27 protein-coding genes and 2 tRNA genes are annotated in these 24,848 nt (G+C 58.1%); 9 read left to right on the top strand and 20 right to left on the bottom strand.

Features of this window, described 5'->3' with window-relative positions; translation table 11 throughout:
* Window positions 1–46 precede the first annotated feature (46 nt).
* The 4 genes from CLM58_RS15925 (at window position 47) to CLM58_RS15910 (ending at window position 6,502) form a co-directional block, all read left to right on the top strand.
* On the top strand, window positions 47–1,792 hold the full coding sequence (locus tag CLM58_RS15925; RefSeq protein WP_095596843.1) for a sensor histidine kinase: 1,746 nt from the start codon (window positions 47–49) through the stop codon (window positions 1,790–1,792).
* Window positions 1,789–3,129 (top strand): sigma-54-dependent transcriptional regulator, encoded by a 1,341-nt coding sequence (locus CLM58_RS15920; protein ID WP_095596842.1) that lies wholly within the window; start codon window positions 1,789–1,791, stop codon window positions 3,127–3,129. Before CLM58_RS15925 ends, CLM58_RS15920 begins: the two co-directional genes overlap by 4 nt.
* Before the next feature lie 130 nt (window positions 3,130–3,259).
* Window positions 3,260–4,255: a TAXI family TRAP transporter solute-binding subunit gene (locus tag CLM58_RS15915; protein WP_095596841.1), complete on the top strand. Its 996-nt coding sequence runs from the start codon at window positions 3,260–3,262 to the stop codon at window positions 4,253–4,255.
* Between the two features lie 60 nt (window positions 4,256–4,315).
* On the top strand, window positions 4,316–6,502 hold the full coding sequence (locus CLM58_RS15910) for a TRAP transporter permease (RefSeq protein ID WP_229666080.1): 2,187 nt from the start codon (window positions 4,316–4,318) through the stop codon (window positions 6,500–6,502).
* A gap of 220 nt (window positions 6,503–6,722) precedes the next feature.
* Here CLM58_RS15910 and CLM58_RS15905 read toward each other — a convergent pair.
* From CLM58_RS15905 to hisD, 8 genes are all read right to left on the bottom strand, one after another.
* Window positions 6,723–6,797: transfer RNA gene (locus CLM58_RS15905), tRNA-Phe, on the bottom strand.
* 79 nt (window positions 6,798–6,876) lie between these two features.
* Window positions 6,877–7,059: a DNA gyrase inhibitor YacG gene (locus CLM58_RS15900; protein ID WP_095596839.1), complete on the bottom strand. Its 183-nt coding sequence runs from the start codon at window positions 7,057–7,059 to the stop codon at window positions 6,877–6,879.
* Window positions 7,056–8,090: a ribonuclease E/G gene (locus CLM58_RS15895; protein WP_095596838.1), complete on the bottom strand. Its 1,035-nt coding sequence runs from the start codon at window positions 8,088–8,090 to the stop codon at window positions 7,056–7,058. The genes CLM58_RS15900 and CLM58_RS15895 overlap by 4 nt, the downstream gene beginning before the upstream one ends.
* Window positions 8,087–8,665, bottom strand: coding sequence for a Maf family protein (locus CLM58_RS15890; protein WP_095596837.1), 579 nt, complete (start codon window positions 8,663–8,665; stop codon window positions 8,087–8,089). Before CLM58_RS15890 ends, CLM58_RS15895 begins: the two co-directional genes overlap by 4 nt.
* A gap of 11 nt (window positions 8,666–8,676) precedes the next feature.
* Window positions 8,677–8,895 carry a translation initiation factor IF-1 gene (gene infA, locus CLM58_RS15885; RefSeq protein WP_011455993.1) on the bottom strand — a complete coding sequence of 73 codons (219 nt, stop codon included), beginning with the start codon at window positions 8,893–8,895 and terminating at the stop codon, window positions 8,677–8,679.
* Between the two features lie 141 nt (window positions 8,896–9,036).
* The gene (locus CLM58_RS15880; RefSeq protein ID WP_095596836.1) at window positions 9,037–9,489 is read right to left on the bottom strand and encodes an arsenate-mycothiol transferase ArsC; all 453 of its coding nucleotides are present in this window, start codon (window positions 9,487–9,489) and stop codon (window positions 9,037–9,039) included.
* Between the two features lie 2 nt (window positions 9,490–9,491).
* Complete coding sequence (locus tag CLM58_RS15875; protein ID WP_095596835.1) at window positions 9,492–9,974, bottom strand: UPF0262 family protein; 483 nt, start codon at window positions 9,972–9,974, stop codon at window positions 9,492–9,494.
* Window positions 9,971–11,281: a histidinol dehydrogenase gene (gene hisD, locus CLM58_RS15870; RefSeq protein WP_095596834.1), complete on the bottom strand. Its 1,311-nt coding sequence runs from the start codon at window positions 11,279–11,281 to the stop codon at window positions 9,971–9,973. Before hisD ends, CLM58_RS15875 begins: the two co-directional genes overlap by 4 nt.
* A 155-nt stretch (window positions 11,282–11,436) precedes the next feature.
* On the opposite strand from hisD, the gene CLM58_RS15865 reads away from it, so the two are divergent.
* Window positions 11,437–11,889 (top strand): c-type cytochrome, encoded by a 453-nt coding sequence (locus CLM58_RS15865; RefSeq protein ID WP_233133126.1) that lies wholly within the window; start codon window positions 11,437–11,439, stop codon window positions 11,887–11,889.
* Window positions 11,890–11,901: 12 nt separating this feature from the next.
* Here CLM58_RS15865 and CLM58_RS15860 read toward each other — a convergent pair whose 3' ends face one another.
* The 3 genes from CLM58_RS15860 to CLM58_RS17445 are packed head-to-tail and all read right to left on the bottom strand — an operon-like array spanning window position 11,902 to window position 13,787.
* Window positions 11,902–12,375: a DUF2948 family protein gene (locus CLM58_RS15860; protein WP_095596833.1), complete on the bottom strand. Its 474-nt coding sequence runs from the start codon at window positions 12,373–12,375 to the stop codon at window positions 11,902–11,904.
* Complete coding sequence (gene murA, locus CLM58_RS15855; protein ID WP_095596832.1) at window positions 12,375–13,643, bottom strand: UDP-N-acetylglucosamine 1-carboxyvinyltransferase; 1,269 nt, start codon at window positions 13,641–13,643, stop codon at window positions 12,375–12,377. The genes CLM58_RS15860 and murA overlap by 1 nt, the downstream gene beginning before the upstream one ends.
* Before the next feature lie 9 nt (window positions 13,644–13,652).
* Entirely contained in the window at window positions 13,653–13,787 is a 135-nt protein-coding gene (locus CLM58_RS17445; RefSeq protein ID WP_268236363.1) for a hypothetical protein, read from the bottom strand.
* A gap of 138 nt (window positions 13,788–13,925) precedes the next feature.
* Here CLM58_RS17445 and CLM58_RS15850 point away from each other — a divergent pair.
* Together CLM58_RS15850 and CLM58_RS15845 are read left to right on the top strand one after the other, a co-directional pair.
* Window positions 13,926–14,000, top strand: a tRNA-Thr gene (locus CLM58_RS15850).
* A gap of 148 nt (window positions 14,001–14,148) precedes the next feature.
* Window positions 14,149–14,697 carry a peroxiredoxin gene (locus tag CLM58_RS15845; RefSeq protein WP_095596831.1) on the top strand — a complete coding sequence of 183 codons (549 nt, stop codon included), beginning with the start codon at window positions 14,149–14,151 and terminating at the stop codon, window positions 14,695–14,697.
* A gap of 60 nt (window positions 14,698–14,757) precedes the next feature.
* Here CLM58_RS15845 and dtd read toward each other — a convergent pair whose 3' ends face one another.
* Entirely contained in the window at window positions 14,758–15,195 is a 438-nt protein-coding gene (gene dtd, locus CLM58_RS15840; RefSeq protein ID WP_095596830.1) for a D-aminoacyl-tRNA deacylase, read from the bottom strand.
* Window positions 15,196–15,317: 122 nt separating this feature from the next.
* Here dtd and CLM58_RS15835 point away from each other — a divergent pair, with 122 nt between their 5' ends.
* Window positions 15,318–15,737 carry an Hsp20/alpha crystallin family protein gene (locus CLM58_RS15835; RefSeq protein ID WP_095596829.1) on the top strand — a complete coding sequence of 140 codons (420 nt, stop codon included), beginning with the start codon at window positions 15,318–15,320 and terminating at the stop codon, window positions 15,735–15,737.
* A gap of 33 nt (window positions 15,738–15,770) precedes the next feature.
* Here the strand turns inward: CLM58_RS15835 and CLM58_RS15830 are convergent, their stop codons facing one another.
* The 7 genes from CLM58_RS15830 to CLM58_RS15800 all read right to left on the bottom strand — a co-directional run bounded on the left by CLM58_RS15830 (window position 15,771) and on the right by CLM58_RS15800 (window position 22,910).
* Entirely contained in the window at window positions 15,771–16,859 is a 1,089-nt protein-coding gene (locus CLM58_RS15830) for a primosomal protein N' (replication factor Y) - superfamily II helicase (protein WP_095596828.1), read from the bottom strand.
* 20 nt (window positions 16,860–16,879) lie between these two features.
* Complete coding sequence (locus CLM58_RS15825; protein ID WP_095596827.1) at window positions 16,880–17,998, bottom strand: SPFH domain-containing protein; 1,119 nt, start codon at window positions 17,996–17,998, stop codon at window positions 16,880–16,882.
* Window positions 17,999–18,021: 23 nt separating this feature from the next.
* On the bottom strand, window positions 18,022–18,813 hold the full coding sequence (locus CLM58_RS15820; protein ID WP_233133123.1) for a DUF2927 domain-containing protein: 792 nt from the start codon (window positions 18,811–18,813) through the stop codon (window positions 18,022–18,024).
* A 139-nt stretch (window positions 18,814–18,952) separates the two neighbouring features.
* Window positions 18,953–20,143 carry a toxic anion resistance protein gene (locus tag CLM58_RS15815; RefSeq protein ID WP_095596825.1) on the bottom strand — a complete coding sequence of 397 codons (1,191 nt, stop codon included), beginning with the start codon at window positions 20,141–20,143 and terminating at the stop codon, window positions 18,953–18,955.
* A 5-nt stretch (window positions 20,144–20,148) separates the two neighbouring features.
* Window positions 20,149–21,051, bottom strand: coding sequence for a 5-bromo-4-chloroindolyl phosphate hydrolysis family protein (locus CLM58_RS15810; RefSeq protein ID WP_095596824.1), 903 nt, complete (start codon window positions 21,049–21,051; stop codon window positions 20,149–20,151).
* 155 nt (window positions 21,052–21,206) lie between these two features.
* A complete protein-coding gene (locus tag CLM58_RS15805) occupies window positions 21,207–22,031 on the bottom strand; it encodes a TerC family protein (RefSeq protein WP_095596823.1) in 825 nt (274 codons plus the stop codon).
* Between the two features lie 66 nt (window positions 22,032–22,097).
* Window positions 22,098–22,910: a pseudouridine synthase gene (locus CLM58_RS15800; protein ID WP_188720394.1), complete on the bottom strand. Its 813-nt coding sequence runs from the start codon at window positions 22,908–22,910 to the stop codon at window positions 22,098–22,100.
* Window positions 22,911–22,986: 76 nt separating this feature from the next.
* On the opposite strand from CLM58_RS15800, the gene CLM58_RS15795 reads away from it, so the two are divergent.
* The gene (locus tag CLM58_RS15795) at window positions 22,987–23,442 is read left to right on the top strand and encodes a nucleoside deaminase (RefSeq protein WP_095596821.1); all 456 of its coding nucleotides are present in this window, start codon (window positions 22,987–22,989) and stop codon (window positions 23,440–23,442) included.
* On the opposite strand, the gene guaD is transcribed toward CLM58_RS15795, so the two are convergent.
* Entirely contained in the window at window positions 23,439–24,731 is a 1,293-nt protein-coding gene (gene guaD, locus CLM58_RS15790; RefSeq protein ID WP_095596820.1) for a guanine deaminase, read from the bottom strand. The two genes, CLM58_RS15795 and guaD, sit on opposite strands and share 4 nt — an antisense overlap.
* Window positions 24,732–24,848: the final 117 nt, after the last annotated feature.

Raw genomic sequence — 24,848 nt, 5'->3', positions numbered from 1 at the left:
GGCCGAGACGATTGCAGTGCAGGCTTTTCTTTGAGAGGCTTGGAACATGAAGCTTGACCCGGCCATCACCAAAGACTTGCAGACACCCGAGATCGACGTCCCGGATCGTATCCGGCCGGGCATTGTCGTGGTGCTTTTGGTCACCGTTATTCTGACAACGGTCGCGACCTATTTCGGTGCTCTGCGCCTGTTTGAAAATCAGGCGGTCTCGGTGGCCCAAAGCCAGCACAGCCTGTACTTGCGATCGCTGAACGAGGCGATCAAGCAGCATCAGCACTTACCCTTTGTTTTGTCTCAGAACCCCTTACTGGCCGAGCAGGTCGCCCGCGGAGAAGAGCGCGGCCTAAACGAAACACTGAAGAAATTCGCCGACGCCTCCCGGCTGGAGGCGATCTATGTCATGACGTTGGACGGGCAGGTTTTCGCGGCCTCGAACTTTGACAGTCCCGACAGTTTCCTTGGCAACAACTATGGGTTCCGCCCGTATTTCCAGAGGGCCGTTGCAGGTGAACGCAGCGACTACTTTGCGATTGGGGCAACTACGGGTCGGCCCGGGTATTTTGTTGCTGAACCACTGCGATCAGTATCTGGTGGTTTGGTCGGGGTGGTTGCCATCAAGCTGGACATCAGTGAGTTGCAGTTTTCCTGGGAAGAGCGCGGAGAGTACGTTCTTGCCACGAATTCGGACGGTGTCGTGTTGCTGTCATCAAACCCCGATTGGCTGTTTCGAACTATTTCCCCACTGGATGACAGCCGTAAAACAGAAATCGTGAACAGCCGCCAATTCGGAACGGAACCGTTGGAGAGCCTGACTTGGGAGGCGTCCGGCGACAGTCGTATCAATCTGGATGGGCAGTCGTTCCTTCGAACTGCCGGTCAGACAGAGTTCTTGGACTGGACGGTCCATTATCTGACACCCGAAGCCATGATCCAGCGGCAAACCCTTGGTGCGACAGTGCTTTTGGGCTCTTTGATTGCGGTGCTGATCGGTTTTGCGGCTTTCCTGCGGTCTCAACGGATCGCTGCGGCATTTCTGGTGTCACAACGGCGCGGGGAAGAACTGGCCGCAGCCAACCAACGCCTGTTGGAGGCCAAGGACGAACTTGAGCGCACCTCGAAATTGGCGGCACTTGGGCAATTGGCGGCGTCGGTCACGCATGAGTTGGGCCAGCCGATATCGGCGCTGAAAAACCATCTGCTGGCGGCTGAAATCGGCAATGAAATCACCTCGCCGGAAACGCTGTACAACTTCAAGCGCCTGATCGAACGCATGGAAGCCATCACCAAGCAACTGCGCTTTTTCTCGCAAGGAAATCGGGATGAGAAACGCCCGATCGACATGAAAACGGTCTTCAAAGGCACGCTTGCGCTGCTTCAGCATGATCTGGATGCGGCCCACATGACAGTCAGTTGGACGCCATCAGAAACACCTTGCGTGGTTGAAGCAGACCAGTTCCAACTGGAACAGGCGATGGTGAACCTGTTGCGCAATGCCATGCATGCCTCGTCTGGGACCGGTGCGAATTCGATTGTTTTGAACTGTGACAAACAAGGTGACAACGTTCTGATTCATGTCACGGACAGTGGTTCCGGACTGAACGGAATGACTTTGGAACAGCTGCAAGAGCCGTTCTTCAGCACCAAGTCCTCGGGTGTCGGCATGGGGCTGGGGCTGGCAATTACGGCCGAGATCATCCGCGCCCATGGCGGAACCCTTTCCGCCCAAGACTGCGCAGGTGGCGGCGCGCGCTTTACGATTTCACTGCCCGCAGCAAGAAAGGGTCTTTCATGAACAAAGGGGACGTGCTGGTCGTTGACGATGACCGCGAGATGCGAGTGTCTCTGTCGCACCTGCTTGGCAAGGCGGGCTACGGGGTTACTTGTGCGGGCGAGGGCAACGAGGCGCTGAAATTGCTGCGCGAAGGTACAGTGGATGTCGTGCTGTCCGACGTTCAAATGCCGGGCATGGACGGGTTGGAATTCCAACGTAAAGCGGCAGAGTTGTCGTCGGTTCCCATCGTTTTGTTTTCAGCCCACGGCGACATTCCCATGGCAGTCGAGGCCATTCAGAACGGGGCCTATAACTTTCTGGAAAAGCCCTTTGATCCCCGTAGGTTGCTGACCCTTGTGGGCAACGCGACCCGACTGAAGCGGCTGATGGACAGCACCAGCAGGCTGGAAAAACGCCTCTCGTCGCTGACGGATCTGGAGCAGATTTTGATCGGTGACAGCCCGGGTATCGTGGCCATCCGACAAAAGATTCATGACTTCGCCGAAAGCCCCGCAAACGTTCTGGTGACCGGTGGCACCGGTACCGGTAAAGAACTGGTTGCCCGCGCTTTGCATGATCTGGGAAAAGGGCCGGGGGCACCCTTTGTGGCTGTCAATTGCGCTGTGATCCCACCCGATCGGTTCGAGGAAACCGTCTTCGGTTCTACCGACCGCCCAAGTGGGTTTATGCAGCGGGCAAACGGCGGGACCTTGTTTCTGGACGAATTGACCTCGATGCCGGTTGAGACCCAGTCAAAGTTCCTGCGCGTGATCGAAACCAAACTGTGCGAACCTTTAGGGGCAGACACCCCGGTTGAGGTCGATGTGCGAATAATAAGCGCGGCTTCCGAAGACCCGCAAGCTGCCGTGGCTGAAGGGCGGATGCGGCAGGACCTTGTTTTCCGGCTGAATACGCTGGTGATTGACCTGCCAAGCCTTGTTGATCGGGGTGAAGACACCTTGCTCGTCTTCCGCCACTACTTGCAACGTCTGTCGTCGGTCTATGACGTGCCCGTGCCCGAACTGTCGAACAGCGACTATAAGGCGTTGCTGTCCCATGACTGGCCGGGCAACGTACGCGAGCTGCAAAGCGTGGCCGAGCGTTTTGTGCTGGCCTCGAAACGTGGTGGCAGTTCGGTCCAGCGTGCCATTCAGGGTGAAGATGATGGGCCCAGTGTTCCGCAGACCCTTCGCGAGGCTGTGGCGGCCTTTGAAAGGCAGATTATCAGTCAGGCGATCATGGCGCAGGAAGGCCGGATGGACGATGCAGCAGCCCAATTGGGAATCGGTCGCCGTACTTTGAACGAGAAGATCGTGAAACTTGGCATTGATAAGTCGGGCCTTTTAGCCGCGGAATAGGCTATTTTCACGCCCTGCGGGTTTCCGCAGGGCGTTTTTTCAGGCACTGCGCTTTTTTTCCTATCCGCAAGTAGCCGACATTTTTATCCTCTTCGCATCACCAATTGGCGATTCACATGGGAGGAAACCAATGAAACTTTTCAAAGCGCTCACAATGGGCGCGGCACTTGCTGTGACCGCGAACCTGGCGCACGCCGAAAACAAGGACTATGTCCTGAACACAGCTTCGACCGGTGGCACCTATCACCCGGTTGGCACGGCGATCTCGACTTTGTCGAAGGTCAAACTGCTGCCAAAGCAAGGCTTCTCTCTGACCGCTGTTAACTCAGCAGGTTCGGGCGCGAACGTTCAGGCACTGGGTGCGGGCACCGCGGATTTCGCAATTCTGCAGGGTCTGTTCGGTTCTTACGCCGCGACCGGCACTGGCCCGGTAACCGAGCCTCAGCCGAACATCCGTTCGGTCTCCATGCTATGGCAGAACGTTGAGCAGTTTGTCGTTCCGACCGAAAAGGCCGCCTCTGGCACCGTTGAAGACCTTGTCGCGCTGAAAGGCATGTCGGCCGGTATGGGTAGCCAGAACTCTGGCACCATTGGCTCGAACCGTGTTCTGCTGTCTGGCCTTGGCATCGACATCGACGCGGACTTTGAACTTGTTTACGCAGGCTATGGCCCGACCGCAGACGCTTTGGCAAACGGTCAGGCGATGGCAGCTGGCATCCCCTCTGGCCCGCCCACCGGTGCGATCACCAAGCTGATGGCAGCCAACCAAGGCAAGTTTACCGTACTGGACGTAACCGCTGACCAACTGGCAGCCATGGACGGCGGCCGGAACCTTTGGGTGCCTTACACCATCGCTGCTGGCACCTACCCGGGTCAGGACAAAGACATCAACACCATTGCGCAGCCGAACTTCCTGGCTGTGAATGACAGCGTTGACGAAGAGCACGTCTACCTGCTGACCAAAACCATGTACGAAAACCTGCCGTTCCTGCAGGCGATCCACCCGGCCACCAAAGCTATGGCGATCGAGAAATCCATGGCAGGCCTGCCGGTACCGCTGCACCCCGGTGCGCAGCGCTACTATGAAGAAGTTGGCCTGACGATCCCTGATCACCTGAAGAACTAATCAAAAATAAAGGGGCGGCGCGAAATAGCGCCGCCCCTAGACTATGGGAGGGGGATGAAGATGGACGCTTCTGAAGAGTACAGCCGCGACGACGTGCTGAACATAAACAACAAGAATACAAGATCGTTCCTATTGATTGCCCTGACCGTGGCGTTTGGCATCTGGCACGTCGTAACGAACGTTGCCCTGATCGAGCCCGGCCGCTGGCAGAACGCGATCCATTTCGCAGGTTTCGCCTTTCTGGCCTCGGTCATGTACAGCCCCTTCGGCGCTCGCGCGGAAAGCAAGGGCGCTTGGATTTTCGATCTTTCCTACGGAATTATCGTTGCGGCCGCCGCGCTTTGGGTCGCTGGTGCCGAGAACTCGGTCTATGACCGCTCGTTGGCCGTAACCGGGCAGGGTTGGCAGCTGACCATTGTTGACTGGGCTGCAGGTTTTATCCTTGTCTTTGCCTGTATTGATCTTTCGCGTCGGGTATCTGGCTGGGTCATCCCCATTCTGGTGGTTTTGGCGCTGTCTTATATCCTTTTCCTTGGTGGCTATTTGCCGGGTGTCTTCAGGGCAGCCAGTCTGCCGCTGAACGACGTGATGTTCCGCACGCTTTACAATGACGAAGGTCTGTTCGGCATTCTGGCCAGCATTTCGTCCACCAACATCACCTTGTTCATGATCTTCGGCGGGTTCTTGGTCGTATCCGGAGCCAGCAATTTTGTCATCGAACTGGCCAAGGTCGTTGCAGGGCGTATCAAGGGCGGTGCGGCATTTGTTGCAATCCTGTCCTCGGCCCTGACTGGCACGATCTCTGGCTCTGCCATCGCCAACACGGCCTCGACCGGTGTCATCACCATCCCGTTGATGAAGGCCAACGGCTTCCGCCCGCAGTTCGCCGCGGGGGTGGAGGCCGCCGCCTCGACCGGAGGGCAGTTGATGCCGCCGATCATGGGGGCAGGGGCCTTTGTCATGGCAAGCTACACCTCAATCCCCTACGCCACGATCGTCACCGTCTCGATCGTACCTGCGATCCTTTATTTCCTCTCGGTCGCCTTCATCGTTCGGATCGAAGCCGTCAAATACGATGCCGGCTCCGAAATCGACATGACCGTCGACAAGGGCAAGCTGCTGTCGGGCGGTCTGGTCTTCGTGATCCCGCTGACTGTGATGATCTGGATGCTCTTGTCCGGTGTAACCCCTGCATTTGCGGCGTGTTGGGCGATTGTCGCGTTGGTCTTGACCTCTTGGGCCACGACCCTTCTGACCAAAATCATGCCCGAAGGGATGTTCAAACCCGTCTCGATGGGCCCGATTAGAATTGCAGAGGCGTTTAGCACGGGTATCCGGTCTTCGATCATGACCGCTGTTCTGCTGGTCACCATCGGTATCATGAACAACGCCATCGTCACCAGCGGTGTGGGTAACGGGTTCTCTTTGATGATTGCGCAGTGGTCGCAGGGTTCGATGGTCTTGGCAATTGTGCTGATCGGGCTGGTGTCACTGGTGCTGGGCATGGGCCTGCCAGTGACGGCGGCTTACATTATTCTGGCCATTCTGACCGCGCCTGCGCTGGCCGGGATCATGTCGGACACTTTGATTGTCGACCAATTGGTTGCCGGCATTGCGGACCCGGCAAAATCCGCGCTCTTTTTCTTGGTGGATCACCCGAACGTGGCAAAAATTGCCGAAGGTATGACGCGGCCAGAGGCTTGGGACTTGATCAAGGCTATCCCTTTCGAAATTGCCGTGACCATCCGGCCCGTGCTGGTCGACCCAACGGTCGCCACGACCTACCTGCTGATCGCACATCTGATCATCTTCTGGCTCAGCCAAGACAGCAACGTGACCCCACCGGTCTGCCTTGCGTCCTTCACAGCCGCAGGCATTGCCGGATCCCGCCCCATGGCAACCGGCTTTGAAAGCTGGAAGATCGCCAAGGGCTTGTACATCGTTCCGTTAATGTTCGCCTATACCCCGTTGATCTCGGGTGATTTCCTAGAAGTGGCGCAGGTTGGGTTCTTTGGATTGTTCGGCATCTATGCCACCAATGCGCTGATCAAAATGTACAGTGAAGGACCACTTGGCGTTCTTGATGTGATTGCCCTAGTTGTGGGCGGAGCATTGGCATTCTGGCCGGTCAATCTGATGGCAAATATTGCGGGCGCCGTTTTGGTGGTTTTCGTGATCATTCACACCAAGTCAAAGACCAATAACAATGATCGCCCTTTGGTCAAAAAAACTGAACTTGAGGCCTAGTTAGCACTGGCAAAACGAATCTCAGCAGCGGCCTACTGGTGTCGCTGCTGACGCTATTTGTTCTGTATGAGCCGAAGCTTCTCCAACCAATTGCAGGCATCCGTTTGATCGCTTTGAACAAGCGGAAATACAGGGATTTTGCCTAAATTGAACAGTTGTGAATTCAGAATTCTGCTTAAGCTACTAAGCGTGAATTCGTCGTCTCTATTTTAGTAAGGAATGGTGCCCGGGGGCGGAATCGAACCACCGACACGAGGATTTTCAATCCACTGCTCTACCCCTGAGCTACCCGGGCACGGGAAAGCGCGTTGCGCTTGGGTTGCGGTGTTCTAGACTTAGCGCTGGGCAGTGTCCAGAGACATTTTGAGAAAAATTCAGTGTCTTATCGGAGGATTTGATTGGAGCTTTGAAGCAGCCTCTTCCAAGCTCTCGGGATCGTCTGCCGGGATCGCGTAGTCGCCCTTGATCCAGCGGCCCAGATCAATGTCTGCGCAGCGTTTCGAACAGAACGGGCGGTACTTCTGGACGGTCTTTTCGTTGCAGATAGGACAGCTCATTCAAACAGTCCTTGGGGCAGGGGGCGGCGTTCGCGTTTGCGTTGCAGCTCGAAGTTTCCAAGGTTGGTCCAGCCCGAGAGAATCGTGTCGACGGGATCGGCGCGGAAAGCCGCTTTGAGCGTTTGCTCCAACTGGCGACGATCTTTCTTGGGCATCGGCGCGAAGTCGACGACGATCTGTCCACCAAGTCCCCGAGCGCGCAGGATGCGTGGCAAATCACGCGCGGCGGCCATGTTTGCCTTTAGCCCGGCTGCCGGCGATGTGTCGGTCCCTGTGTTCACGTCTGCCGCGACAAGCGCCCGGGTCGGTTCGACGAACAGGCTGCCGCCACCGGCCAGAGGAGTGCCCCAATACAGTTCATTGGCCGCGTCCAGCACGCCTAGATCTTCAAAGCTGCCTTCGGTGTCGATGATTTCGTCCACCTTGCCGTCAGACCAGTCGCGCCAGGCGGCCATATGGGCGTCTGGCGCGTCCAGAAGGCACTCAGGGGCGCCGGCGGTCTCTGGTAGGATATCCTCGGCCAGACCACGCATATTTGCGATGTCTTCGGCGATCTCATCTGCTGGGGCATTCGCGCAGGCAGAGCGCAGGATGAGGCCCAGATTTTCATCTGCGCCTTCCATTTGTTCGTGGGCAATGACGGTCAGTTCATCACGCAGGTCGTCGTCGCGGATTGACCGCGAGATGTTTTGACCGGGCGCGCCGGGGGTAATGATCGCGTAGCGGCTTTTGAACAGAAGGCGTGTGGTAACAGGTGTTGCCTTGCCCGGTTCTGCGTAGCCAGTCACCTGTACCAGCAGCGTTTGACCTGGGGCCAGACCTTTGGATTGGCGCAAGAACGCGCGCCCGTCGGGCAGTTTCAGGAACACGCCGCCTTGGCCTTTGATCTGACGATCAACGGTGGCGCGGAAAATCGCGCCCGGGGCGACCTCATTGCTGTCGACCAGAAGGTCTTGCAAAACGCCGTCTTCCATCAAGGCGGCAGCGGGATGGCCGCCCAACTGGTCCAGAATGACGATACGACCCTTCATGAGGCATCCTTTCCAAGCGGGTATCCGGCAGCGCGCAGCAGGTTTGCGGTTTCCGCCACGGGTAGACCGACAACCCCGGTAAAAGAGCCGCTGATCCAAGGTATGAAAGCCCCTGCCGCCCCTTGAATTCCATAGGCGCCGGCCTTGCCGCGCCAGTCTTCGGTCTGCAGGTATGTATTCAGCTCGTCGTCTGACAGTGACTTCATTTTCACCGCGGTGACCACGTCACGCTCCCACAGTCGATCCCCCAACTTGAGGGCGACCGCGGTGATGACACGGTGGCGGCGGCCGGAAAGGGCCATCAGGAACGCTGCGGCCTCTTTTTCGTTTTCGGGTTTGCCAAGAATGCGGCGGCCCAAGGCGACCGTGGTATCGGCGCATAGAACCAGTTCGTCAGGCGCCGCCGGAACGGCCTGAACCTTTTCGATGGCCATGCGCGCGCAATAAGGGCGAGGCAGTTCGCCCTTATGCGGGGTTTCATCGATCTCGGGTGGACGGATCTCGTCGGCCATAACGCCAATTTGCGCCAACAATTCCTTGCGGCGCGGACTGCCTGACCCGAGGATCAGTTTCATGTCAGCAGCGCTTATTTAAAGCGATAGTTGATCCGACCCTTGGTCAGATCGTAGGGGGTCATTTCGACCTGCACTTTGTCGCCTGCCAGAACGCGGATGCGGTTCTTGCGCATCTTGCCTGCCGTGTGTGCGATGATCTCATGGCCGTTCTCAAGCTCGACCCGGAAAGTCGCATTCGGCAGGAGTTCCTTTACGACGCCGGGGAATTCGAGCATTTCTTCCTTGGCCATGGTCACTCCTGTGATACGTTTCATTCGCCCCTTTGCGGGCTGCCCCTAAATGCGCCCCGAAACAGGGTTTTTCAAGGTCTAATTCAGGTAAATGCTGCCCATGCGCGGCCAAAATGGCGCATATCGCGGCGTTTTGGACGACTATGCGGGCGGGCCGAAGCGGGCGATCAGCTTTTCCTTGATCTGGTCGCGCGTGTTTCGGTACGCCTGCAGCTTGGCCTCGCGTGTTTCACCAAAGCCGGTGGGGTCCATGATCGGCCAATATTCGACTTCGAGATGGAAATAGCGTGTCAGCTCTAGCGCGGCGCGCTGACTGGCGGGAGACAGGGCCACCACCAGATCATAACCCGATAGGTCGTCGCCCCAGTCCTGCATTTCCTCGAACGAACGCGAGCGGTGGCGGGACAGTTCGACGTCGATTTCCTTGCAAACGGCGATGGCAAACCCGTCGATTTCAAGGTCGTTCGTCACGCCAGCAGACTGGATATAGCACTCTGTGCCATACAGTTTCTTCATGATGCCTTCGGCCATCGGCGACCGAATGGCATTGTGGTCGCAGCAAAACAAAACCGAAGAGGGAAGACCTGTCGCCACTATCAGCCTCCGAAGTGCAGGACGCAGATCAGGGTGAACAATCGGCGGGCGGTGTCGATGTCAATCTCGGCCTTGCCCTCTAGGCGTTCCTGCAAAAGGCGTGCGCCTTCGTTGTGGATGCCACGGCGGGCCATATCGATCGCCTCGATCTGGGCGGGGGGCAATTTCTTGACCGCTTCGACATAGCTTTGGAAAATCTGAAAATAGTCTTTCACGACCTGCCGGAAGGGGCCTAGTCCCAACTGGAATTCGCGGACCAGATCGCCGCTTTCCAGCGAAATTTCAAAGACAAGACGCTTTTGACGAACAGCCAGTAGCAGGTGAAAAGGGCCGTCAACCTTCACGCCATCCCGTTCGGGCAGGTCAAAGCTGTTGTCTTCCAGAAGATCGAAGATCGCAACGCGGCGTTCCTGTTCGACTTCGGGTGTCGGGGCGGGCAGGTTGCTGTCGTCGATGGCAACCTTGGTCAGGACAGAGGTGCTCATGCGTCTCTCTCGTTCAATGATTTAAGGCGGGCAGTGACGGACAAACCGTGCGCCTGAAGACTTTCAGAGTCAGCAAGGCATTCTGCCGCAGGGCCGATCGCGCGCAACGCAGCGGGTGTCATTCGGGCAAGCGTCGTCCGCTTCACAAAGTCCATCACGCTAAGGCCCGACGAGAACCGGGCAGAGCGCGCGGTGGGCAGAACGTGGTTCGGGCCGCCGACATAGTCACCAATGGCTTCGGGCGTATATTGCCCAAGGAAGATCGCACCAGCATGTGTGATTTTATCAGAAAGGGCGTCGGGGTCAGCCACGCAAAGCTCTAGGTGCTCTGGTGCGATGCGATCAGACAGGGTTGCGGCCTGATCCAGCGAGTCCACGGTGATGATTGCACCAAAGTCGCGCCAGCTGGCACCCGCGATGGCGCGGCGGTCCAGTGTCTCAAGGCGTTTTTCCACGGCCTCTGCGACCGACTGGCCAAAGGCGGCGTCATCAGTGATCAGGATCGACTGCGCACTCTCGTCATGTTCTGCCTGGCTTAGCAGGTCCAACGCGATCCAATCGGGGTTGTTGTCCTTGTCCGCGATCACAAGAATCTCGGACGGGCCTGCGATCATGTCGATGCCGACCTTGCCGAAAACCCTGCGCTTTGCTGCAGCCACAAAGGCATTCCCCGGTCCGGTGATCTTGTCCACTGGCGCGATTGTTTTTGTACCATAGGCCAAAGCGGCCACAGCTTGTGCCCCACCAATGCGATAGATCTCGTCTACGCCTGCCAGCTTTGCGGCCAGCAGCACCAAGGGGTTCACCACGCCATCGGGTGTCGGCACCGTGATCGCTAACCGGCCCACGCCGGCCACCTTGGCCGGTATCGCGTTCATCAAGACAGAAGACGGGTAAGAGGCCAGTCCGCCCGGCACATAAAGCCCCGCAGCCGACACCGGCGTCCAGCGCCAGCCAAGTGTCGCGCCAGCATCGTCTGTCCAGCTGTCGTCCTTGGGCAGCTGGCGTTCGTGGTAGGCGCGGATGCGGTCGGCGGCCAATTCCAGCGCGCTGCGCTCTTCGTCAGAAACCTGCGCGCAGTACCGGTCAACTTCTTCGGGCGTGAAGGCCATCTGGTCGGCGGTCAATTCCAGCCGGTCAAACTTCGCGGTCAGTTCCAGAACAGCCTCATCTCCCCGTGCGCGCACGTCCGCGATGATCCCAGCAACGGTCTCATCGACATCTGGGCTGTCTTCGCGTTTCGCAGAGAGAAGCAAGAGGAACGCCTCTTCAAATCCCGCATCTTGGGTATTTAAGAAAACCGGCATGGATGACTCTTAGAATAGTTTCATTCCCTCTAGTCGGTTTCTTCGCCGGATTGAACCCTTGCGTTGAAGAATAGGGGGTTAAGTTTGGGGAAGTTGATCAAGATCATTGCTTCGGAATTTTGATCAATGGAATCCTGAAGCTGGCAAAAGCCCAAATGCGCGAACAAGCAACTGAGGAGGAGAAAATGAAACACAAGTTGTTTCACTACGTCCTGCCATGCATGTTTGCTGCCCTCAGCGGGCCTGCGCTGGCAGATGAAGCTGGAAAAGCCGCATTCCAAGAGAATTGCGCGGTTTGTCACGGAGAAGCAGGTAAAGGGGACGGCTATCTCGCCCAATACCTGAATGTCCCCTTGCCTGATCTGACGACCATCAAGTCAAGAAACAACGACGAGTTCCCAATGCTCGACGTGATCCACATCGTCGATGGACGGACCGGTGTGCGAGGCCACGGCGACAGGCCGCCCATGGCAGGGGGCGAAATGCCAATCTGGGGCGACGTTTTCAAAAGTGAGCTGGCCGGGATGGCAGGGCCCTATGGGGCCGAAACGATCATCCGAGGTCGGGTTCTTTCGATCGCGTATTACCTGGAGTCTATTCAGGAATAGAAACCAAGGCCCTCAGTCGTGGCTGGGGGCCTTGCGCGACGGGGCGATATAGGGGCGCGTCACATCCCGCAGGGTGACGTTGATGCATTCCACGTCCAACGCAATTGCGCCGTCACCTGCCAAGGTCAGGATGACGCGGCCTGCGCCGTCTTCGCCGGCCTCAAAATCGATCGAAAGCAGGGACAGGATCATGTCACTGTCAGAACGGTCAACGCCCTGAGACGACACTTTCAGCACGTCCCCGAAGTCCAGAACCGATTGTACCCGCTCAAAATCGCGACCACGTGCCTTGGCGGCACCTACGTCTTCCCAACGGAAGCGGTTCAGAAGTATGGCAAAGCGGCGCTCGGACGCACGGTAGGTCATTTCGGTAACCGGGAAAACGGCGTCTTGAGTCAGAGAAGCAAGAACCTGCAGATCTTCGGAGCTTTCTGCCCCAAGATACAGCGGGTGTTCGCCGCCATCTTCGAACTTTGCGTCTTCCATCATTCGCCCTTGATCCTTTCGATCGAGGCACCACAAGCGCCCAGCTTTTCTTCGACCCGCTCGTAACCGCGATCAAGGTGATAGACGCGGCTGACCACGGTTTCACCTTCTGCAGCCAGACCGGCAAGGATCAACGACACCGAAGCCCGCAGGTCGGTCGCCATGACCGGCGCGCCTTTCAGGCGTTCGACGCCGGTGACAGTGGCGTGGCCCCCATGCACGTCGATCTGAGCGCCCATGCGCATCAGTTCGGGGGCGTGCATGAAGCGGTTTTCAAAAATTTTCTCTTCCAGAATGCTGGTGCCGCTGGCGGTGCACATCAGTGCCATGAATTGGGCTTGAAGGTCGGTGGGGAAACCGGGGAAGGGCTCTGTCGCGACGTTCACAGCATCCACACGGCCGTTTTTGCGGCTTACTTTCAACCCGCGTTTGGTTTCCTCGACCGAAACCCCGGCCTCGTCCAGCTTTTCGGCAAAGGCAGCAACAAGATCCATGCGGCCGCCAAGGCATTCGACCTCGCCACCAGCGATTGCCGGGGCAAGCATGTAGGTGCCTAGCTCAATCCGGTCGGTCACGACGGGGTGGGTCGCGCCATGCAGGCGGTCGACACCCTGAATGGTGATAGTCGAAGTGCCTTCGCCCTCGATCTGCGCACCCATCTTTTGCAGGCAGTGCGCAAGATCAACGATCTCTGGCTCGCGCGCAGCGTTCTTCAGAACGGTTGTGCCTTTGGCCAGAGTGGCCGCCATCAGCGCGTTTTCTGTCGCCCCGACAGACACAAATGGGAATTCAAACGTGCCGCCCTTCAGACCGCCTTTGGCAGTGGCGTGAACGTAGCCTTCTTTCAGTTCCAGCTCCGCACCCATGGCTTCCAGCGCCCTGAGGTGCAGATCCACCGGACGGGCGCCAATCGCGCAGCCGCCTGGCAGCGAGACCACTGCGTGACCGTGACGCGCCAGCATTGGGCCCAGCACAAGAATCGAGGCCCGCATCTTGCGCACGATGTCATAGTCAGCGACGTGGTTGTTCAGATCGTGGCTGGACATGGCCAGCACCTGACCGTCTTGCAGTGAGGTCACCTCGGCACCCAAAGAGGCCAGCAATTCGGTCATCGTACGAATGTCCGACAGGCGTGGCGCGTTGGTCAGTGTAAGCGGCTCGTCACTTAACAGGGTTGCCGGCATCAGCGTCAGGCAGGCGTTCTTGGCACCTGCAATCGGGATTTCACCGTGCAGCTCTGCGCCGCCTTTCACCAGAATCGAATCCATCTGCTCGCCTTATGTCTCTTTATCCGCGCGCGCCCGGGCCTGCGCCTTGCGCTTGGCCATATTCGCTTTGAGGGCCGCTTTGAGGCGGGTCTCGCGCTCTGCGTCCTTCTTCGACAGTTTTGTGGGGGCGGTTTTCTTGTCCATGCCCTCATCTAACCCAGCAAGCGAGCCCGGTCCAGATGCCGTGGCCCTTGGAAAAAAGGCTTTCGGCATCTTCGCGCAAAAAACCGCGAATTTGCGCTTGCACCATTCCGCTTTAGGGTCTAATCAGCGCCCCACGCTGCTGCTGTAGCTCAGAGGTAGAGCACTCCCTTGGTAAGGGAGAGGTCGAGAGTTCAATTCTCTCCAGCAGCACCATTTCCTTCGATTGTAAGTCTGAGATGGTCTGTTTCCGCAGCATCTAAGCGGCACATAAAGATTTCGCTGCGTCGCAGCAAAATAGCATTGAGGGTGACTTAGAATCACACTAACTCCGCGCTCCCAAATCAAATTTCAGGAGCACCCAATGAAAGCTGGAACCAAGCTTCCCAACGTCGTTTTCCACACCCGTGTCCGTGACGAAAGCATCGAAGGTTCGAACCCCTTCCGCTGGCAGGACATGTCCACCGAGGACTATTTCAAAGGTAAGCGCGTTGTGCTGTTCTCGTTGCCGGGTGCTTTCACCCCGACCTGTTCCACCTACCAATTGCCGGGTTTTGAAAACGGATTTGCCGATTTCGCCGCGCAAGGCATCGACGAGATCTTCTGCATGTCGGTTAACGACAGCTTCGTCATGAACAAATGGGCGACCGACCAGAAGCTTGAGAATGTCAAAGTCATCCCCGACGGCTCGGGTGAATTTACCCGCCGCATGGGTATGCTGGTGCGTAAGGATAACTTGGGCTTTGGGCTGCGTTCCTGGCGCTATGCTGCCATCGTCAACGATGGTGTGATCGAGGCTTGGTTCGAAGAGCCTGGCCTGTCTGACAACCACGGCGAAGACCCCTATGGTGTGTCCTCGCCCGAGACTGTGATGAACTGGCTGGTCGAGGCAAACCAAGCGACAGCCGCATAAGATTTCAGACCAGATATTCTGAGAACCCGGACCATGGCGTCCGGGTTTTCTTTTGGCGGTTTACAGATCGACCCAAAGAGTTACAGGGCCGTCATTGACCAGCGACACGGCCATATCGGCGCCGAACTTCCCGTTCTCCACGTGAACGCCTGTTTCGCGCAGGCAGTCGCTGAAGTGTTCGTAAAGCCGATTACCTTCATCTGGTCGCGCGGCGGTCGAGAACCCCGGACGGTTTCCACGTGAGGTATCGCCTGCAAGGGTGAACTGGCTGACCACAAGCGCCGCCCCTTCCGTATCCAGCAACGAGCGGTTCATCTTCCCCTCGTCGTCCTTGAAAATCCGTAGCTTCGAAATCTTGGCTGCCATCTTCTGACAGCTCTCTTCATCGTCGCCCTGCATGGCGCAGACAAGGATCAGAAGGCCGGGGCCGATTTGACCGATAACCTTCCCGTCGACTTTGACGTTTGCTTCGGTCACGCGCTGTAGAAGTGCCCGCATTCTTGTCTCCTCATATTCTCTAGATCGACCTACAGCCTAGATTGACTTGGGTCAAAGCGACTCAGCCCCCTCGCGCGGTAATTACCCGGTGTGGGACAATCCCACGGAATGGAGGTTTTGAGATGGTTGAAAAGTCGCATGCCAGCGGGTTCTGGCCTTCGCTGTACGATCCTTTCCGTCAGGTAGGATCCCGTGTGGCCGAATGGTTCGCCCCTGCTTCCGAAGCGTCGGTAGGTGAGGACGGATACAACATCGCGATCGAATTGCCGGGTGTCGAGGAGGAAGACATCAAGGTTTCGGTGGATGATGGTGTGGTGACGGTGAAAGGTGAAAAGCGGTCTGAGAGGGAAGAAAAGGGCGATAGCTGGTATTTCAGCGAACGCCAGTTCGGGTCTTTCTCGCGCAGTTTTCGGCTTCCACCAGAGGCCGACCCAGAAAACGTGGCTGCCAGATTGAAAGGTGGTGTTCTGACCCTTTCGATTGGCAAGAAGGCCAAGAAATCTGGGGACGGCGGTACCGAGGTGCCGATCCAGAGAGGCTGACACAAATGAGGGGTCCGGGGGCGCCCGGACCCCTTATTGATTCTGCGCCACGATATATCCAACCGCGCCAGCCACGATCAGACCAAGCACCACCGCGATTGCGATCTTCCAGGCCGACCAAGGACGCTCGCCCTGTACGCGGCCAGAGCGGCCATTGACCACAAAGCGATAGGTCTTGCCCCGGTATTTATAGGCAGCCAACCAGACAGGAAGCAGGACGTGCTTGAAGGTTACGTCGCTGATCTGTGTCTGAATGTTGTGGATACGTTGCCGATCCCCACCAATGTCAAAGCGGACGTCCCGTTCAATACGGCGATCCATGATCGCGCGCGCCTCGGTAAACCCGTCCTGCAGATCAACGGTGTAACCCTCGGCGCGGAACCCGGCGAGGTATTCCGGTTGATAGGGCTCCATTGCTTCAAGATCCCATGGCTGCAGGTTGTCGGTGTACCGCTTTGGCAGGCTGCGAGAGGCCAAGATCAGGATGTCATCAAAGAACCGCGCCACCCGGCCCGAGGCTGGCGTCCAGCGAACCTTTGGCACCTGAATTGTCTGGGTTTTTCCGTCGCGGATGACACGTTTGGTTTCGTAATAAACGATCCCGCGCTCGCCGCGATAGCGCGATTTCGTATCCGCGTCAAACGTCCAGTAGGGGACATAGATGCCCTGCATCCGACGACCGTTCCGGGCATATTCCTGAAGGCCGTTTGGGGCAAACCACAAGCGCCCCAGCCAATCATTCATCGCACGTCTGGCGGCTGTCTCGTCCAGCGCGAATGGCAGAACACCTTTGGGTTTGATCTGCCTCTCGACGCCCGTGTCCGTGACAACCGGCGTCGCACAGAACGGGCATTCGTGGGAATGCACATCGGCGTCGAATTCAACATGCGCACCGCAGTTGGGGCAGGTGATGGTGCGAGACTCTTTCATCTCCTGCGCGGGTAGTTGGTCAGAGACAGCCCGATCGAAATCAAGCTCGGCAATGACGCCGCCCCAAGGGCCAGCGTCAGCCACATCTCGGGCATTGCCGCAGTGGTCGCAGATCAGTTGTTCTTCCTGCGGATCAAAGCGGAGGTCAGCTCCGCATTGATCGCAGGGAAAACGGTGTTCGGCCTGAGCCATGGGTGGAACCTAAGTCAAATTTAAACGCCGGGCGGAGGGGGTGGGGGCAGGATGGTGAACAGCTGAGCCAGCTCGGTCACGTCTTCGGCCTTCATCCAGCCATCTTGACCGGGGGTCCAGACAAAAGTTTCCCGCGTCAGGCCACCTTCGGCAGCCATCTTGCCCATGTCGGCTTTCGAGAAGGGGCCTTTGGTCTTCCCGTTTTCGGCAATGTGCCAAACATGCTCGACGGGCGGCGGCGGGGGTGCCACCGGAGCGGTTTGCTGAACCGGGACCGCGCCCCAAGGGCCTGCGGCCATCTGGTTGGCCATCGCCATGCCCATACCCATGCCAAGACCAGCGCCCATGCCACCACCACCGGCGGGGTTGCGGGCTGCCTCTGTCATTGCCTCAGCCGCAGAGTATTGGGTGAATTTGCCAAGGTCGCCAGCCAGCCCCATAGAGGTGCGCTTGTCCAAGGCTTGTTCCACTGCTGGCGGCAGCGAGATGTTCTCGATGTAGAACTCCGGCAGGGTCAGGCCGTATTCCGCTAGGGTCTTTGACACTTCCGTCGCGATCAGCTTGCCCAGATCGGCCGTGTTGGCGGCCATGTCCAAAACCGGAATTCCCGAGCCAGCAATCACACGGCTGAATTCCTGCACGATGATGTTGCGGATCTGGAAGCTGATCTCATCCATCGTGAATTCGCCATCGGTGCCAACGATCTCGATCAGGAACTTGGCCGGGTCTGTGACCTTGATCGAGTAGGTGCCGAAAGCACGCAGGCGGGTCGGTCCGAATTCCGGGTCGCGCAGCATGATCGGGTTTTTCGTGCCCCACTTCAGGTCGTTAAACCGCGTGGTGTTGACGAAGTAGATCTCTGATTTGAACGGCGATTTGAACCCGTGATGCCAGTGCTGCAGCGTGGTCATCACCGGCATGTTGTTGGTTTCCAGCATGTAAAGGCCGGGGGTGAACACATCCGCCAACTGGCCTTCGTGCACGAACACTGCCGATTGGCCTTCGCGGACCGTCAGCTTAGCGCCGTACTTGATCTCGTGGCCTTCACGTTCGAAGCGCCACACCATCGTGTCGCGCGTGTCATCCACCCAGTGGATGACGTCGATGAACTCGCCGGACAGAAAGTCGAAAATACCCATAGTAAGTCTCCGGTTATGCGGGGCTAGACGCTGCCCCCGGTCAGCTCTTCCACGATCTCGACCACCACCGGGCGCGCCTGTTCGGGTGTCATACCGGGGCGCAGGCGGGGGTCATAGAGAATTCGTAGCAAAAGCTCGTCATGTGATGTCAGAAGCGCGAATTCCTCGTCGTCGTTAAAGACAGAGGGACGCGCGCGCGGGCTGTCGTTGGCCAGACCCATACCTTGGGCCAGCTCTTCGTGATAGCAGGATTGGCGTAGCAGGTCGGGATGTTCGGACCGCACCAAGGCCAAAGCTTGGTTGTAGACGGGGTTGTCGCCGGTCGAAAACGCAAGGACAAGGCAATAGGTAGAGCGCGACAGGCCGGTTAGAAACCGGATCATATTGTCGTCGATACCGGGGATCAGTTTGCGCAGCGTCGGTTCGATGCCGCGGCGATCATCTTCGTTCAGTACAAGCAGATGATAATTTGCCCGATCCGCCGAGGTCAGGCTCACAGGATGCTGGCTGGCCCGCTCCAATTGACGGGACACATCACGGATCATCTCCATGTCTTGGCTTTGCTGTGCCTCAGTGACGTGCGCACCGAAGGTCACACCAAGACGGATTGGGCTTTCCCAACGGCGCAAACGGCTTTTGGTGGGGCGTGCAATGATGGTGCTGCCCGAGGTCACATATTCATCGTAAAGGGCGATCTGGACGAAGTTATCCACCAGCTCTCGGCTTGTGTACTTGGCATCAACTTGCCCGTCGTCCGTCCGCAAAAGCCCACGAGAGACCAACGAGTCCTCGACCCGCGCGTAGTAGCGCTGCATCGACACACTGGCTGCCGAAGGTTCAGGCGTAGCTGGCTCCGGCTCGGTTGGGCCGGGGCTGGGCATTTCGCACCCTGCCAGCCCCAAAAGAAGGGCTGGCAGGGTTAGGTGTTTCAGTAGGCGCGGGATAGCGGCCTCCTTAAACAGAGCCGCCGATGGTGACGCCGGCCTTGTCGCCGCGTGCCTTGGCTGCTGCGAGGGTCTCGCGCAGTTCGACTTCCATCTTCTTCAGCTCTTCTTCGGCAGCGGCGCGCTTGGCCTTGCCTTCGTCGGCGATCTGCAGGCTTTCCTCGATCGTAGCGATCAAGGTTGCGTTGGCCGACTTGACCGCTTCGATGTCGAAGACGCCGCGCTCCATTTCCTCGCGGACAACCTTGTTGGCTTCCTTGAGGTTTTCCGCGTTGGCGGTCAGCAGCTCATTGGTCAGATCCGTGGCTTCCTTAACAGACACTGCCGCTTCTTTCGAACGCTGGATGGTGACGGCCTGTGCCAACTGTGTCTCCCACAGCGGAACAGTGTTCACCAACGTCGAGTTGATTTTGGTCACCAGCGACTTGTCGTTTTCCTGAACCAGACGGATCGAGGGCAGGGACTGCATGGTGACCTGACGGGTCAGTTTCAGGTCGTGAACGCGGCGTTCAAGGTCGTCGCGCGCAGCGCGCAGGTCGCGCAGCTCTTGGGCGACCAGAACCTTATCGTTCTCTTCCGCAGCTTCGACATCGGCTTCTTTCGCGGGGATGACGGTCTCATCCAGCTCATTCAGCTTTTCCTGACCGGCGGTGATGTACAGAGCCAGCTCGTCATAGAAATCGAGCGTCTTTTCATACAGCAAGTCCAGGGACTTGATGTCCTTCAGAAGCAGGTGCTCATGGTTCAGAAGCTCGTCAGTGATCTTGTCGATCTGGCCCTGAACGGTTTCAAATTTGGCCACCCAGTTGGCGAAAGGTGCGGTGCGGCCCAGAAGCTTTTCCCACCAGCTGCGTTCGCGGCGTACGTCCAGTTCCGAAACCGAAAAACCGCGAATGGTGGTGACCATCTCGCGCAGGCTGCCGCCTGCCGGACCCACGTCCTTGTTGCGGACGCCTGCCAGCATGTCCTGGCTGATGGTCTGCAGCTCTGCCTGAGCGGTAGAGCCGAAGGCGATAATCGACCCGGTATCGGTCATGTCGATTTCATCCATCCGCTTCCGGATGTCGTCTGCGACTGCGGGCTCTGCCTCTGCCAGCGGAACAAGCGCATTGGCGGGTTTGATTTCGGGCAGGATCGAGGCGGTCACCTCTTCCACTTCGGCCAAGGCGGCCTCTGCTTTTTGGCGGACGGTATCAGACATGGGTATTACTCCTCACTAGATGGGGCGGTTTCCAGCCGGACCCCTTCGCGCTGCAGTCGCTCGCGCAAAACTTCAATTTCTACTGTCAGGTCTGAGCGATCATCCAGCAAGAGAGCCTGAGTTCTGGCAGCGAAATTCTGCTCGAGATCGGTCAGTAGGTCTTCGTAGTCGCGACGCGCGTTGGCGTCGCGATTTCGGGAATAGAGATCGGCGAATTTGACGGTCGCGTCTTTCGCTCCCATTAGGTAGACGCCCATATATTTACGGGCTGCGGTCAGGTCGCGCGGGTCTTCTTCGACGGTGCGAAACAGGTCACGGGCGGTGGCCTGAAATTCTTCGACACGGCGCACAAGGCCACGGTCTGCAGTCTTCTGGATCGCGCTGAACATTGTGGACAGATGCTTTTCCGCCTCGTCCACGGCGCGCGCAACACGGTCCTGTTGAAAGCTGTCGATGCCTTCGGCACCTTTGTCCTTCATCGGGTCCAACCCAAAGGCGAGCCCGTGCAGGATCGCCCCCAGTGCGGCAAAGATCATCGCTTCGATCGGCCCATGCCCGGCAAAGCCCGCAATCGCCAGACCAGCGCCGGTCAGAATAGAGCCGAACAGCTTGCGCGGGATGGCCGGGCGTTTGGCGACCTTGCGACTGTCATAGGATTCTTGCGCCAGAAGCCCTTCGCGGGTCAGCCAAGCTGCCAGCATCAACGTGCCGAAGGCGGCCAAATAGGTTGCCATGACCACCGGTTCCGACCCGAAGGCCTGAAACACCAGCGGGATTGGCGCGAAGAACAACATGTTCACCCGACCGCCAATGCGCGAGCGGCGCTTGCCTTTAAACGGCGACGACGGGGTCGGCGCGTTGTCCGGGCTGCCGTCGGGGCTGAATTTTCCACCGTATCGCTGAGCCATTACGCCCCTCCTGCCGAGGCCGACACATAGAGGATCAGCGCAAGCAGAATGAAGAAGGCGACCTTCTGCAATCCTGTATCCGACATGATCTTCTCCCTTGATGGTCGCACCCGTTCCTAACGGTGGGTGCGACGTTTGCGTGACGTCTCAGGCGGTCAGCCGTGATGAGATTGCTCTGCGCGGCGCTCGGCGTCCAGCTTTTTGGCATAGCCCGATTGCAGAATTTCCACCGCGAACAACACGATAACTGCAAAATAGAAGGTGGTCTTCGACATCGGTATCAAGGGGTAGCCGAAGATTTTTAGGCCTAACGTGTCATCATGCATCGCATGGGCGGCGGCTACGCCGGCCTCTCCAAGCAGGACCACGCCAACGATCAGCAGGATGAAAAGGCCCAGAACCTCGTACATCCGGTTCTTTTCAAGAAACGCGGTAACGCCATCGGCCAGAACCAGCATCGCAGCGCCTGAAATCAGGATCGCTGCCGCAAGGATCGGGAAGACATCCGTGATTGCCAATGCCGACAGGATCGAGTCGAAGCTGAAGATCAGGTTCATCATGACGATCAACATTACCACCTGAAGGCCGGACTTGCCGGACTTCCCTTCGATATCGTGGTCGAGATGGTCAACTGACAGCATGTGCGAGATTTCTTTCACAGCGGTATAGATGATGAAGACGCCACCAACGATGAAGATGATTGTCGCGAAGTTCACGGCACCTTCCAGAACGCCACTCCAGGCGAAGGTGAAGAACGGATCGCTAAGAGATTCGATCAGGTTGATCATCACGAACAGCAAAACGACGCGCAGCGTCACGGCCATGATGATGCCCCAGAATCGCACGGCTTTTTGCTGTGCAACGGGGGCCCGCTGGCTTTCGATGCTGATATATAGAAGGTTATCAAAGCCCAGCACTGCTTGCAGGAAGCACAGCATCAGCAAGTTGCCAAGGTTTTCGATTGTGAAAAGGTCTGCCATCGCCCTTCAGCCCTTAGTTGTTTCAAGTCTTTGGCAAGAATGCACATTGCCAAGGGCGCGACAAGGTTACTGACGACGAGGTTTTCCCCCCGGCGGCTTTCTGCGTCGGTTGACCTTGGGTCTAGGTGTGGTTGCGGGCTTGAATTCCTTGTCCAAACCAAGCTGGTCGCGGACCACGCGGCCTCTAATTTCCTCGACCTCGCCAGACTTGAGCTGGCCAAGCTGGAAGGGCCCGTAGCTGACCCGGATCAGCCGGTTCACGGTCAGACCTACAGCCTCCATCGCGCGGCGAATCTCGCGGTTCTTGCCTTCGCGAAGGGACACGGTCAGCCATGCATTCGCACCTTGTTGGCGGTCGATGGACACTTCCATGGGCTGGAACGTCTCGCGGTCCAGCGTAATGCCTTCGCGCAGTGGCACCAGCATGTCGTCTGTCGGTTTGCCGTTCACGCGCACCCGATAACGACGCAGCCAACCGGTCGCCGGCAGCTCTAGTTTACGCTTCACCTCACCGTCATTGGTCAGCAGCAGCAACCCTTCCGAATTCAGGTCAAGCCGTCCGACCGTCATGACGCGCGGCAACTCTTTGGGCAGATGATCAAACACCGTCTCGCGCCCTTTTTCGTCGCGGTTGGTCGTCACCAGCCCGGTGGGCTTGTGATACATCCAGATGCGCGGCGGTTCTGGCTCGGCCAAGGGCTTGCCATCCACGGTGATCACATGCGCTGATGTCACGTTCAGCGCGGGACTGTCGATGATCTTGCCATTCACCGTCACCCGGCCAGCCTCGATCATCCGCTCGGCTTCACGACGAGAGGCCACGCCTGCGCGTGCCAGTACTTTGGCGATCCGGTCGCCGGGAGGTGTCTTATCTGTCATGCCGATCCCCATACGCCTTTGGCGGCGCAAGGGAAAGCCTCTTGCGGAATAGGCGGGCAGGGGGCATGCAAAGGGGATGAGCCCGTTTACCTCTTATATGGACCTTGCAATGGATGAGGCCCGCGCTGCTGCCAAGCGCGGCGAAGTCCCTGTTGGGGCGGTGCTGGTCGACGCCGAGGGGCGCGTGGTTGCCCGCGACGGCAACCGGACCCGAGAGTTGAGCGATCCGACTGCACATGCCGAGGTGCAGGTTCTGCGCGCGGGCTGCGCAGCGGCCGGATCAGAGCGCCTGCCGGGGTTCGATCTTTATGTGACGCTGGAACCATGCCCGATGTGTGCCGCGGCCATCGCGAATGCCCGGATTGCGCGCGTCTATTATGGGGCGGCGGACCCGAAATCTGGCGGTGTCGCTCAGGGCCCCCGCATTTTCAGCCACGCACAATGCCATCATGTACCCGAGGTCTATGACGGGATTGGCGCGCCGGAAAGCGAAGCGTTGCTAAAGGAATTTTTTGCGGGGCGACGGGCTTAAGGCGCTTCTCTACCGCCAATCCATACGGTTTTGATGGCCCGGTCATCGCCCATCATGATCGTCGGGAATAGCGCTTCCCAGAAGTCATCCGCTTCAGCATGCCGTTGCGCGATCGCAGGGGTCGAGGCTAGATCTAGGACCACCAGATCAGCCTCCATTCCAACGGCCAAGTTGCCGACCTTGTCGCCGATATGCAGGACATTCGCAGACCCTTGGGTGGCCAGCCAGTACAGCTCTGCTGGGTGCAGGGTGCGCTGGCGTAGCTGGGAAATCTCGTAAGCGGCGGCCATGGTGCGCAGCATCGAGAAGGACGAGCCGCCACCCGTATCGGTGGCAAGCCCAATCCGCTGGCCTTCAGCCATCAGGCTGTTCATGTCAAACAGGCCAGAGCCGATAAAGGTGTTCGACGTCGGGCAATGGACCAGCCCGGCACCGACCTCTTTCAGACGCGCGCGTTCGCGGCCCTCCAGGTGGATGGCGTGGCCATAGACGGCGCGATCACCAAGCAGTCCGTAACGTTCGTAGGTGTCCAGATAGTCCCGCGCCTCTGGGAAAAGCGAGCGGACCCATTCGATCTCGTCCGTTTGTTCACTGAGGTGGGTCTGCATCAGGCAGAGCGGGTTTTCAGACCAAAGCGCACCGACTGCTTCCAGTTGTTCTGGGGTTGAGGTGGGCGAGAACCGCGGGGTGATGACGTAAGACAGTCGGTCAACGCCATGCCAGCGCTGAAGCAGGGCCTTGCTGTCATCATAGGCCGATTGCGGGGTATCTTGCAGACCTTCGGGGGCGTTTCGGTCCATGCAGGTCTTACCGGTCAGGGCCCGCAGGCCGCGGGATTGTGCCTCGGTAAAGAAGGCCTCCACACTTTCGGGGTGGATCGTGGCGTAAGAGCAAACCGTTGTTGTACCCTGCGCCAATGTCAGGTCGAAATAGCGCTTGGCGATCTGGCGGGCGTAATCGGGGTCGCTGAACCGCATCTCTTCGGGGAAGGTGTGAATGTTCAGCCAATCCACCAACCTGTGCGCCCAGCTTGCGATCATGGCCGTTTGCGGGAAATGCACATGAGAATCGATGAAGCCGGCAGAGATTAATGCATTGCCATAGTCCACCACCTGCGCCTGTGGGTACTTGGCCTTCAGCGCTTTGGCATCCCCAAGGTCCTGAATCATCCCATCAACCACCAGAATAGCCCCGGTCCGATTGTAATTGGCGGCTTCGGTCGGTTCCGAATGGAACGGGTTGGAATGAAAGCCAAGGGTTTGACCCAATAAAAGGGTGGGCTGGGACATGGGATCTCCGGTCTGATTTCGGTGGATAAGATAGGCGCCGACGAGCGTAAGGTAAATTGCGCATCTTGCACCCCGGCGCGAAACCCGGTTTGACTAGGGCACTCAAGTCAAGAGGGT

The sequence above is a fragment of the Actibacterium pelagium genome, from assembly GCF_002285415.1.
In the GTDB taxonomy this organism is placed as follows: Bacteria; Pseudomonadota; Alphaproteobacteria; order Rhodobacterales; family Rhodobacteraceae; genus Actibacterium_B; species Actibacterium_B pelagium.
The sequence above is the reverse complement of the archived record's forward strand: the minus strand, read 5'-3'. Positions and strand labels throughout refer to the sequence as shown.